This window comes from Bradyrhizobium sp., assembly GCF_049512235.1.
GTDB lineage: Bacteria > Pseudomonadota > Alphaproteobacteria > Rhizobiales > Xanthobacteraceae > Bradyrhizobium.
The window spans coordinates 1-10,571 of record NZ_JBEKXH010000219.1 but is presented as its reverse complement, the minus strand read 5'-3'; the positions used below and the strand labels follow the sequence as shown (position 1 = coordinate 10,571).

9 protein-coding genes and 1 pseudogene are annotated in these 10,571 nt (G+C 63.3%); 5 read left to right on the top strand and 5 right to left on the bottom strand.

The genetic code is table 11. From position 1 onward, the window contains the following. Positions 1-462: pseudogene (locus tag ABSG20_RS19965) on the top strand (altronate dehydratase); the annotation flags it as partial. 154 nt (positions 463-616) lie between these two features. Here ABSG20_RS19965 and ABSG20_RS19960 read toward each other — a convergent pair. After that, positions 617-1,279: a CGNR zinc finger domain-containing protein gene (locus ABSG20_RS19960; protein ID WP_423866235.1), complete on the bottom strand. Its 663-nt coding sequence runs from the start codon at positions 1,277-1,279 to the stop codon at positions 617-619. Positions 1,280-1,469: 190 nt separating this feature from the next. Here ABSG20_RS19960 and ABSG20_RS19955 point away from each other — a divergent pair, with 190 nt between their 5' ends. Beyond that, positions 1,470-2,627 carry a branched-chain amino acid ABC transporter substrate-binding protein gene (locus tag ABSG20_RS19955; RefSeq protein ID WP_423866234.1) on the top strand — a complete coding sequence of 386 codons (1,158 nt, stop codon included), beginning with the start codon at positions 1,470-1,472 and terminating at the stop codon, positions 2,625-2,627. Positions 2,628-3,192: 565 nt separating this feature from the next. Here ABSG20_RS19955 and ABSG20_RS19950 read toward each other — a convergent pair. Then, the gene (locus ABSG20_RS19950; RefSeq protein ID WP_423866233.1) at positions 3,193-3,357 is read right to left on the bottom strand and encodes a DUF2934 domain-containing protein; all 165 of its coding nucleotides are present in this window, start codon (positions 3,355-3,357) and stop codon (positions 3,193-3,195) included. A gap of 867 nt (positions 3,358-4,224) precedes the next feature. Between ABSG20_RS19950 and ABSG20_RS19945 the strand changes: the two genes are divergently transcribed. After that, on the top strand, positions 4,225-5,577 hold the full coding sequence (locus ABSG20_RS19945; RefSeq protein ID WP_423866232.1) for an MmgE/PrpD family protein: 1,353 nt from the start codon (positions 4,225-4,227) through the stop codon (positions 5,575-5,577). Positions 5,578-5,624: 47 nt separating this feature from the next. Here the strand turns inward: ABSG20_RS19945 and ABSG20_RS19940 are convergent, their stop codons facing one another. After that, on the bottom strand, positions 5,625-5,870 hold the full coding sequence (locus tag ABSG20_RS19940; RefSeq protein ID WP_423866236.1) for a hypothetical protein: 246 nt from the start codon (positions 5,868-5,870) through the stop codon (positions 5,625-5,627). On the opposite strand from ABSG20_RS19940, the gene ABSG20_RS19935 reads away from it, so the two are divergent. Further along, the gene (locus ABSG20_RS19935) at positions 5,764-6,804 is read left to right on the top strand and encodes a TRAP transporter substrate-binding protein (RefSeq protein WP_423866231.1); all 1,041 of its coding nucleotides are present in this window, start codon (positions 5,764-5,766) and stop codon (positions 6,802-6,804) included. The genes ABSG20_RS19940 and ABSG20_RS19935 overlap by 107 nt on opposite strands. A gap of 224 nt (positions 6,805-7,028) precedes the next feature. Continuing rightward, complete coding sequence (locus ABSG20_RS19930) at positions 7,029-8,207, top strand: acyl-CoA dehydrogenase family protein (protein WP_423866230.1); 1,179 nt, start codon at positions 7,029-7,031, stop codon at positions 8,205-8,207. A 68-nt stretch (positions 8,208-8,275) separates the two neighbouring features. On the opposite strand, the gene ABSG20_RS19925 is transcribed toward ABSG20_RS19930, so the two are convergent. Both ABSG20_RS19925 and ABSG20_RS19920 read right to left on the bottom strand, forming a co-directional pair. Then, positions 8,276-9,259 (bottom strand): ketopantoate reductase family protein, encoded by a 984-nt coding sequence (locus ABSG20_RS19925; protein ID WP_423866229.1) that lies wholly within the window; start codon positions 9,257-9,259, stop codon positions 8,276-8,278. Between the two features lie 458 nt (positions 9,260-9,717). Beyond that, complete coding sequence (locus tag ABSG20_RS19920; RefSeq protein ID WP_423866228.1) at positions 9,718-10,047, bottom strand: serine hydrolase domain-containing protein; 330 nt, start codon at positions 10,045-10,047, stop codon at positions 9,718-9,720. Positions 10,048-10,571 lie beyond the last annotated feature (524 nt).

Here is a 10,571-nt window from a genome sequence, read left to right as displayed (position 1 = left end):
AACAAGGCCGGCGGGCTCACCACCATCCTGGAAAAATCCTTGGGCGCGATGGCCAAGGCCGGCAGCACCAATCTGGTCGATGTCGTGAACTACGCCGAAGCCGTGACCAAGAAGGGCTTTGTCTTCATGGACACCCCTGGTTACGACCCCGTCGCGGCGACCGGGCAGGTCGCCGGCGGCGCCAATCTCGTCTGCTTCACCACCGGCCGCGGCAGCGTGTTCGGCTGCAAGCCCGCGCCCTCGATCAAGCTTGCCACCAACTCGGCGATGTACAAGCGCATGGAAGAGGACATGGACGTCAATTGCGGCACCATCCTCGACGGCGAGGAAACCGTGCAGGCCTGCGGCCAGCGCATTTTCGATCTGATGCTGAAGACGGCATCCGGCCAGCCGACCAAGAGCGAGAGTTTTGACTTCGGCGGCGCCGAGTTCGCGCCGTGGGTGCTGGGGGCTACGATGTGAGGGGCGGCTGCCCTCGACCATCAAAGTGCCCGACCACGTGCCGGATCGGTGATGTATGCTACGAGCTACGAGTTTCTCCGACGGGCGAAACTGGATCGCTTCGTCGTAAGGGCTCCTCGCGATGACGTGGAAAGATTTGCGCTGCCCTGCTCCGTCATGACTGGCCTTTTCGAGCCTGTCTTTGCCGTTCCCGGGTGGCCCGCACTTTGGCGCGGTTGCCGCATACGCGCATCTCGCACCAGCGGCGCCGGTTGTTCTTGGTGGTGTCGAAGAACAGCCAGCCACATTCCTGGCCTGCACACCGCCTGGTGCGCAGCAAGTCCTTCTCCATCAACAGCGTCAAGGCTGAAAGCGTGATGGGGCCCAGGATGGCGGCCTGGATATCCCGATGGGGATCCCAGACCCAGATGTAGCTGCCAAGGCGCATCTTCATCTCGGCGTGCCCGAGGTTCTCGGCGTGGGCGGCTGAAAGCAACGCGAGCAGCTGCCCCGGGACCGGCCTCTGGTCTGCGAGCGCCGTCCCGATCGTCCAAATAAGCTCTCGCATCTCGATCGCGCGCAGAAAGATGCGCCGCGACCGGCGCGGATGGCCGGCGAGCTCGGCGCGCGCATAGCCGCAATCGGAGGGCGGCAGGACGCGGGCGTGTTCGACCCACTGCATGAGCGTATCAAAATCCCTCAGATGTTCCTGGCAAGAGGGCGAACCGCGACCCGAAGACGTGTTCGTGAAGTCCCATGCCAGTTCCCCGCCGACGAGATCCAGGCTGTCGGCGCGCGAAGGCGGGAGGAAAACTTTGCTCCGGCGGTTGGCGGTCATCGTAACCACCAAACTGCATATTGGTAGCGGCGGCAAGCGCGCAGCTGTTCAGCCGCGCCATCAAGCCGCTCGATATCTCAGGCCTTTCGACCGTCGGCGCAGCGGAGGGCTATGTAACCATCTATCCGCTGTTGACTGGTAGCGGCGCGCGTGACAGCCTGAACCATCGCAATGAAATTCGAGGGCTGCCATGACCGGTCGCCGCAGCGCTGTAGCCTTGCTCCTTCTGGCTGTCGCGGGAGCGTTCCCAGCCGCTGCGCAATTGGCGGGCAAGGATGTCAAGATCGGCATTGGCGGGCCGTTGACGACGACCTCGGCCGGTTTCGGCGTCGAGATGAAACAGGCGGCGGAACTCGCCATCGCCGAGCGCAACGACGCAGGCGGCATCGCGGGCGCCAAGGTCGTTGCAATAGCCCTGGACGACAGGGCGGACGCCGAGACAGGGAAGGCGGTCGCCACGAGCTTCTGCGATGATCCGGCGATCCTGGGTGTGGTCGGACACGTCAACAGCGGCGTCGCCATCGCCACCGGCAAGATCTATGCGGACTGCGGCCTCGCGGTGATCACGCCGATGGCGTCGAACCCGAAGGTGACCGAGAGCGGCTTTGCGACCATCTTTCGCCTGACCAACCGTGACGACCGCAAAGGGCCGGGTCTGGCGCGCTATCTCATGCAGGACATGGGCAAGAGGCGCGCGCTCGTGGTCGACGACGGAACGCCATACGGCGTCGGACTGGCCGACCAGTTCATTGCGGGATTCAGCGCCGGCGGCACGGTGGTGGCGCGCAAATCCGTCAAGGTCGGGGACCGGGACTTCGCCGATTTCGTCAAGTCGTGGCCCAAGGAATTTGATGTGCTCTTCTTTGCCGGCATTCGTGAAGGTGCGCTCATCCTCAAGGAGATGCGGGCGCAGGGCCTGGTTCAATTGTTCACTTGTGGCGACGGATGCTGGGATACCAAGGCGTTCATCCAGGCCGCCGAAGGGGCCGCCACCCAAGCAGAAGGTGTTCGCATTCTCTCCGCAGCCCCCGCGATCGGCACTGTTCCTGGATCGTCCGAGTTCGGTACGAGGTACACGGCGAAGTACGGGCCCATCAACAACTATGCGGCGAGCTCCTACGACTCGGCGCGTATACTGATGGTTGCTATCGCCGAGGCCGCCAAGGCCAGGCAAGGCATCCCGACGCGCGCCGATGTCGTGGCAGGGCTGCGCAAGCTGACATTCCAAGGCATCGCCTACGCCAAGCCGGTGCAATGGACCGAGAACGGCGACAACAAGTCTGCCGTGATCTTCATCAACGTGGTGGAGGGCGACCACTTCAAGCAGATCGACCAGATCGGCGAATGAGGTCTGTTACGAACGTTAGCGCGTCTTCGCGGATTTGATGGGCGTGGCGTGAGGGAAGTGAGGGAGGAGGCTGTCTCACTTCCTCCCCCCGCGCAGCGGTGGTGTGGGGGGTGCCTCTGGGCAAAGGGCGTCGGCACTGGCGCGGCCCGGGAAGCCATCTGGCCTGCGCGGCTGACCTGACTTCCGCCGGAATTCGGGCCAACGCAGCCAATACAGCCTGGAAAAAGCCGCCGCCGGGTTGAGAAATCGGCGACGGCTTTCGCTACAATGGGCGTGATACGCAACCCGCCCTCAATGTCGCTGCATGTTCTGAATAAATGGTTAGGATGCCTGTTCAGCGTGCGAGCGGCTGGCCCCCGGCCCATCGTCACGTTTGGGACCGCAACCCTCGAGCTACTGCATCACGTTCCACTGGAAGCCGAGCACGCCGCATTGCGACGGCTCGATGCATCCTCGCGCAGGCCGGGGGCCGTGTGTAGGAGTGGTGGAGCGAAGCCGATCCATGTTTCGTCCATCGGGGCACGCCTGAGCTTGCCATCGGACGCGCATTTGCTTCCGACCCGCCCTACGGGAAACTCATTGGCTCGGGTCTTTGCGCTATGACGCTAAGATCTTCCATTTCCCGCTTTATATTTTTTTCCGCTTCGTACCAGAACTCATCGTGGCGCCCATCGGGCTTTCCGGCCAGCTCCCAAAGCTCATGGGCGCGAGCCCGGATGGCTTCTTTCATGGACTCTTCCATTATCTTTTGCTTTCAATTTTAAAAGCACGGCCAATTGCTGGGTGCTGTCGAGGAGGATCGGCGGGGCCGCGGCCATGCCATGTCACAGCCTAGCAAAACAATGCGCCGATCGCACCCTCGTTCCGTTCAGTCGGGAAGTCATCCGATGATAAAGTCATCCGATGATGGGTTCATTCAACATAACAAGCGGTCTTGCCGCCCGCTGATGCAGGCCGGACACGGTCTGGACCCTGCCCCTAGCTAGGGCAGATTCACCTGAGCGAAGACCAGTCAATACTGTGCTTCGACGGCCATCTGCAGCGGGATCATGACCCGACCATCCTCAAGTAATTGGAGAGTGCTGGCCAGCCATCCGTTTTCGTCTTCGCAAGAGATGGGTTTCGCGAGGGGCTCAACCATCTACGCGCTGCCGCATCGGGCAAACTCGTCATCCCCGCGCATGCTTTCGCGGCGATGACGGTTGGCGCGCGCGGACGCCTGGGAGTGAGGCGGCCAGAGCGGCTGATGCGGGCGCGTGCTCGCCTTACGGCCGCACCGAGGTTGACCTCCTTCGCGCATACCAGACGAGGCATGCTCCAATGAGCGCGCTCGCAATCCCGTAAGCAACAAACTCGCTGTGTCCGTCCATGGCCGGGTTGCTGGGCCATGGGAATAACAGCGTTCCCTGGCCGAACCAAAATCGCGCAATGTTTGACACCCGGCCAGCCGCCACGTAATCGGAATCGGCGTTACGGATCGAGAACGGAGTGATGTCGCGGAGACGAGGGAATTTCGCCCGTCGGCTTTCGCCGGCGCTCCGCTCATCCGCATTTTTCCTTGGTGCAGCATGGTTGTTCTCAGGCGTCGGGGGGAAGCGTGGCTCAACCGTCGCTGAGCCAGGTGATGGGACGGCTGGTCGCGGAAACGGCGGCTGCCAACATCCCCGAAGCCGTGGTGCAGCGGGCGAAAGTCAGCCTGCTGCATAATATCGTGGTCGGACTGGCGGCCCGGCATCGTGAAAACATCGGGCAGCGGATGGCCGGGCGATATTGGCCCGCGCCCGCGGAAGCCACCCTGATCGGGAATGGAGCCCGTGTCAGCGCCGAAGGCGCGGCCTTCGCCAACGCCGCGTTGATGAATGCGCGCTCGCAGGACGATACCCATGCCGGATCGACCTCGCATCCGGGCAGCCCGACCCTGGCGGCGGCGATGGCGGTGGCCGAGGCGCACACCAGCACGGGGTCGGAGTTCCTGGTTGCCACCATCCTCGGGGTTGAGGTGTTGTGCCGGATCGGCCGCGATTTCGACCACCTGATTGCGGCGCGCGGCTTCCGGCCGGCGGCCGTTCTCGCCGGCTTCGGCGCCATTGCCGCGACCGCGCGGTTGATGCGGTTGACGGCGGAAGAAACCGCGCAGGCGCTGGGGCTCGGCGCCCATCTGGCCGGCGGCCTGTCGCAGGTATGGCTTGAAGGCAGCGCCGAGGCACCCCTGCAATTGGCCTTCGCCGCCCGCAACGGGATCGCGATCGCGCGCGCGGCGGCCTGCGGTGCCCGTGCTGCGGTCCATGCCTTCGAGGGCGAGGCGGGCTTTTATCGCGCTTTTGCCGGAGCATCCAGCCAGCCCTTTGAAGCGCTGGATGGTGTCGGGCAGCGCTGGCAGCTGAGCGAGATCACCGTCAAACCCTATCCGGTTTGCGCGATCCTGCAGGGACCGGTCGGGCTGCTGCTCGATCTCATGGCCGCCCACGCGCTCACGTCAGGCGCATTGACCGAGATCGTCCTGGAACTCAACCCTTACGAGGCGGCCTATCCGGGCATCGACCATGCCGGCCCCTTCGCCAGCAGCGTCGCCACCAAGATGAGCGCCCAGTTCTGCCTGGCCCTGGCCGCCATCGACGGGCGGATCACCCCCGATGGGCTCGGACGCGTCGACGACGGCCAGCTGCTGGCCACCGCAGCCGGCGTGAAAGTCGTTGCCTATCCGGCTATCGAACAGCGGCGCTGTCGGATCCGGCTGGGCTTGCGCGATGGCCGCGTCGTTTCGGGATCGGTCGACGCGCCGGTCGGGCAACCCAGCTACGACGATGTCGTGCGCTTTGCCCGATCGCTGGCTGAGGAAATCGGTACCAACACCTCCGCCATCCAACTTCTGGCCGATGTCATTGCCGGGATCGATCGGGCCGCCGGCATCGGCGGGATGATGACGGCCGCGGTCGCTTGCGGCGCGTAGCCGGCTGTCGCGGGTCCCGGCCGCCCCACGGTCGAGGTTGCATGGTTTTAGCGCGCACGAAGGACGTGCGACTTCGCATCAACCGGGATGATTGACATCAAAATCACGGAAAGGAACATTGCGGGCGTGTTGCAGGATCCGCCGTCGCGAGCGGCCAAGCAGTTAAAGCGTTGGGGGAAGGCCGGGATGAAAAGGCTGTTGCTGATATGTTGGATCGCGGCTTGCGCGTGGCCGGCTTGGGCGCAGGACAAGGTCGTTGTGGACGGGAACGCACCGGACAGGATCGTCAACATGAAGGTGTCGCTGTGGCTGCCGCCCACCCATCCTCTGGTGCCTGCGACCAAAGCGTGGGCCGACGACATTGAGAAACAATCCGGCGGCACCATCAGGATGACGATCTTTCCTTCCGAACAGCTCGGCAAGGCCTTTGATCATTATGACATGGCGCGCGACGGTATCGCCGACGTGACCTATGTCAGCGCCGGCTATCAGCCCGGACGGTTCCCGATCGCAGCCGATGCGCTGCTTCCCTTTCTCATCAAGGACGGCCGGACCGGCACGCTCGCGGTCGACGAATGGTACCGCAAATACGCCAGGACCGAGATGAAGGATACCTATGTCTGCTTCGCCTTCCTGCACGATCCCGGGACGCTGCACAGCAAGAAGAAGATCGTGCTGCCCAGCGATCTCAATGGAATGAAGATACGGCCCGCGGGATCAACCATCAGCGACATGGTCAAGATGTTTGGCGGCACCAATGTCCAGACCTCGGCGCCGGAGGCGCGCGACGCCATCGAGCGCGGTGTCGCCGATGCGATCACTTTTCCATGGGGCTCGCTGATACTGTTCGGCATCGACAAGGCGGTGAAATACCATATCGATGCCCCGCTCTACACCGCGTTGTTCACCTACAACATCAATCTCGATCGCTACAACGCGCTGTCGCCCGGGCAGAGACAGGTCATCGACGATCACTGCAACCAGGATTGGGCCGCCCGCATCAGCAGCTCCTGGATCGACTTCGAGACCGCCGGCCGCGTCAAGCTGAAGGCCGATCCCGGCCATGAGGTCTACCCACTCACGGCCGAGCAGCTTGGCGAATGGAAGAAGTCGCTGCGGCCGCTGCACGAGGCCTGGGCGGCCGCGGTGCGGAAGAGCGGCGGCGATCCCGACGCGGTCGACGCCGACCTGAAGGCGGCGTTGAAAAAGTACCAGGCTGGGCTATAGGCGTTCTTCGGGCGAGCGAATAAAGCCGATCCGTTTACGTCAGGGGCGCATCGTCCTCTCACTCCCTCTCCCGCGCTTCGCGGGGGAGGGTGGGGTGGGGGCGCTACTCGGGGACTGCCGACTTGTTCGCGGAAGCCTCTGGCAAAGGCGGATGTGGCTTTCCCCCACCCCAGCCCTCGCCCGCAAGTGCGGGAGAGAGGGGGCGAAACATTAGGAGACAACGCATGAAGCTGTTCGAGGGCCTTGCCTCCACGCCCGAGCGCGCCGAAATCCGCGACGCGGTTCGCGCCTTGTGCGACCGCTTCGATGACGCCTATTGGTCCGAGAAGGATCGCAGCCACGCCTTCCCGCACGAATTTGCCAAGGCCATCGCCGACGCCGGCTGGCTCGGCATCGCCATGCCCCGGGAATTCGGCGGCGCCGGACTTGGCGTCACCGAGGCGGCGGTCATGATGCAGGAGGTCGGCCGCTCGGCCGGCGCCTTCGCGGCCTGCTCCACCATCCACATCAATATTTTCGGCCTGCACTCGATCGTCAAGCATGGCACCGACGCGCAGCGCAAGGCCTGGCTGCCCTCCATTATCGACGGCTCTTCGCGCGCCTGTTTCGGCGTCACCGAACCCGATGCCGGCCTCGATACATCGAGGATCAAGACCCGGGCGGTTCGCCGCGGCGATCGCTACATCGTCAACGGCCAGAAGATCTGGACCAGCACCGCCCAGCAGGCCGACAAGGTGGTGCTGCTGGCGCGCACCGCGCCCATCGAAGAATGTGCAAAACCCACCGAAGGGCTGACGCTGTTCTATGCCGATCTCGATCGCAACACCGTCGAGATCCGCGAAATTCCCAAAATGGGCCGCCACGCCGTCGACTCCAACCAGGTTTTCTACGACAATTTTGAAATTCCGGTCGAATGCCGCATCGGCGAGGAGGGCAGGGGCTTTCGCTATATCCTCGACAGCCTCAACCCCGAGCGGATCCTCAACGCCGCCGAGGTGGTCGGCATGGGCCGGCGCGCGCTCGAAAAGGCGGTCGCCTATGCCAATGAACGCGTCGTGTTTGGCCGCAGGATCGGCCAGAACCAGTCGATCCAGCATCCGCTCGCCCAATGCTGGTCGGAACTCTATGCCGCCGAGCTGATGACGCTCCACGCGGCCGAGCTCTATGACAGCGGCCAGCCCTGCGGCGCGCAGGCCAACGCCGCGAAATATCTCGCCGCCGACGCCGGCTTCCACGCCTGCGACCGCGCTATCCGTACCCATGGCGGCATGGGCTACGCCGCCGAGTACCACGTCGAACGCTATTTTCGCGAGATGGTCGCCACCCAGCTCGCGCCAGTGTCGCGCGAGATGATCTTGTGCTTCATTGCCGAACGCGAACTCGGATTGCCGAAATCGTACTGAGCGGCCGCCATCGCGCCGTGCTACTCATCGCGAGGGCGCCAGCCGCGCGAGCAACTGCTCGGCTGGCCTTAATACAGCCCGCGGTCGCGCGCGCGCCGGATCGCGATCGCCGCCAGCGTATCGAGCGTCGGGGTTGCCACCGCCGCGGCGCGGGCAAAGGCCAGCGGCGCTTCGATGATCTCGCCGATCTCCATCGGACGGCGCCGTTCGTAGTCCTGCAGGATCGACGGCTTGTGATCGGGAAGCCCGGCGCGGATCTTCAACGGATCGACCGTGCCTTCCAGCGCATAGCCGTGCGCGCGGGCGATCTCAAGCCCCTCGGCGTTGGCACGGAAATGGATCGCGGCCAGGGCCGGATCCGTTCGGCTGATCGACGACTTGTTCTCGGTCACCAGCGCGATGATTGATCCGCTCATGTTGACCAGGAGCTTGCCCCACATCGCGAGCCGCACGTCCGTGATATCAGCAGATGCGATCCCCGCGGCATCCAGGGCGTGGCGAAGCCGGGCCAGCCTGTCCTCCTGGCCGGGCGAAAGCGCCCCGACCAGGAGGGCGTTGTGGCCAGGCGAGGTGTTGCGGACCACGCCGGGCGCGACCACTTCGTTGGCCGAATAAATCGCGCCGGGCAAGATCTGATCGATGCGCAGAAAGCGATTGAAATGATCCGCCAATTGAAAGATCGGAAGCGCCGGCGGCGCTGGCCGGCCGGCCGGCAGGCCGATCGGATACCACCAGCCCATCCCATTCTGCGGAAAGACCACGGCGGTTTGGTTGCCGACCAGCGCTTCAAGCCCCTCTGCAATGGAGGCCAGCGCCGTGGTCTTGACGGTCACGATCACGAGATCCTGCGTGCCGAGCGTGCCCGCCCGCGCCGTGGCTTGAACCCGGGCGTTGAGCTCCTCCTCGCCGGCGAGCAGCCGCAGACCGTTCCGTTCGATCGCCTCCAGTTGCGCGCCACGCGCGACCACCGACACATCATGACCCGCCCGCGCCAGTTTGACGGCGAAATGCCCACCCGTGGCGCCAGCCCCCAGCAAACAAATTCTCATCATGGCCTCTCAAGATGCGCGATGATTGTATCTACGAGCGCATGGTACCGATGGTGGACGCGTAGCTCGTTGGATGGGTTGAGCCCTTTGCGAAACCCATCGCTTTCATAGACGAAACTGACAGCCAGCGTAGTCCGGATGAGCGAAGCGACTCCGGGGTTTCTGAGGTCCAGCATGTCGCTTCGCTCATGCGGGCTACTCGCTGCTTCTGGCTCCGTCATTGCGAGTTTCGTACCGGCCCTCGGCCGACCCGCTTGGATGAAAGCGGCTGGCAGATGGTCAAACCAGCGCTTTTGTGACCCAAAACGGAATTCGCCGTGCCAGCTGAAAGTTGCACCCCACGGCGGACCAGCGAACCAGGGATTCTCGTTCAATCCATTCGTGGTGCCGGGGTGTCTAATCCGCCCTGATGAAGAACAAGGCGGACGGCTCGTCCGCGATCGTCCGTTTCGAAGGTAATTTTAGCGTCCGATCATCTGCCAGGAGGCGGGAGCCCCCGGATAATATTGTGAAATTGGGTCGTCCAGCTTGAGGGCCCCTCGTTCAACGAGGCGCAAAACTGCTGCTGCAGTAAATTGCCTGGTAACCGATGCAATGCGGAATTTCGTGTCCGGCGCATTTGGAATATCCCATTCACGATTGGCAGGGCCAAACGCCTTGCGGAATACCGGATGGCCGTCGTGGGCGACGAGAACGGATCCGCTGAATAGATCCCATCGTGCGTATGATTCGACCAAACTATTCGCTTGATCGGCATAGCTTTGCTCGCTCCGAGCGGGTTGGTATGCCATGCTGGCACTTGCCATTGTGAGCGACTATTTCACGAGCCTTTTTTTGCTCTTACTGAATAAGACAAGGGCATGCGCGGCACGCCATCTGGAAGCCGCCACATCCTTTCCGATGCAGGCACCAGGCTTGTCAGACCCCGCCAAGGCAAGACCTCGTGTTCACGAAACATCGTAATTGTCAGTCCGGCATCGATGAGTCCGCCGAGGACCGCCGAGAGCGAGTGTATCCACTGTCGTGTTGATTGATGCGACATGATAGTCGGGTCGCCAGTGTACGTGGTCTCATCCACGAGCCGCAGCGGCTGGTCGGGAGGCGTTTGAAAATCGTACGTGGGCGCAAACTTTCCGCGTATTCTTCCAGCACGTTGAACCCCGGATGGGCGTCTGCGAAATAAAGCTCCCCGCCCGGCGCCAGCACAGACGCAACGACCTTTGCCCATTTCTTCACGTCAGGCAGCCAGCAAATGGTCCCCCAAGTTGTGAAGACGAGATCGAACGGGCCAGGCGTCAGATCCGGGGCTTGATCG

What these genes read in the sequence shown, in the direction of transcription:
- ABSG20_RS19960 (WP_423866235.1), bottom strand. Translation starts at nt 1,279, where the DNA reads ATGACCGCCAACCGCCGGAGCAAAGTTTTCCTCCCGCCTTCGCGCGCC.
- ABSG20_RS19955 (WP_423866234.1), top strand. Translation starts at nt 1,470, where the DNA reads ATGACCGGTCGCCGCAGCGCTGTAGCCTTGCTCCTTCTGGCTGTCGCG.
- ABSG20_RS19950 (WP_423866233.1), bottom strand. Translation starts at nt 3,357, where the DNA reads ATGAAAGAAGCCATCCGGGCTCGCGCCCATGAGCTTTGGGAGCTGGCC.
- ABSG20_RS19935 (WP_423866231.1), top strand. Translation starts at nt 5,764, where the DNA reads ATGAAAAGGCTGTTGCTGATATGTTGGATCGCGGCTTGCGCGTGGCCG.
- ABSG20_RS19940 (WP_423866236.1), bottom strand. Translation starts at nt 5,870, where the DNA reads ATGTTGACGATCCTGTCCGGTGCGTTCCCGTCCACAACGACCTTGTCC.
- ABSG20_RS19930 (WP_423866230.1), top strand. Translation starts at nt 7,029, where the DNA reads ATGAAGCTGTTCGAGGGCCTTGCCTCCACGCCCGAGCGCGCCGAAATC.
- ABSG20_RS19925 (WP_423866229.1), bottom strand. Translation starts at nt 9,259, where the DNA reads ATGATGAGAATTTGTTTGCTGGGGGCTGGCGCCACGGGTGGGCATTTC.
- ABSG20_RS19920 (WP_423866228.1), bottom strand. Translation starts at nt 10,047, where the DNA reads ATGGCATACCAACCCGCTCGGAGCGAGCAAAGCTATGCCGATCAAGCG.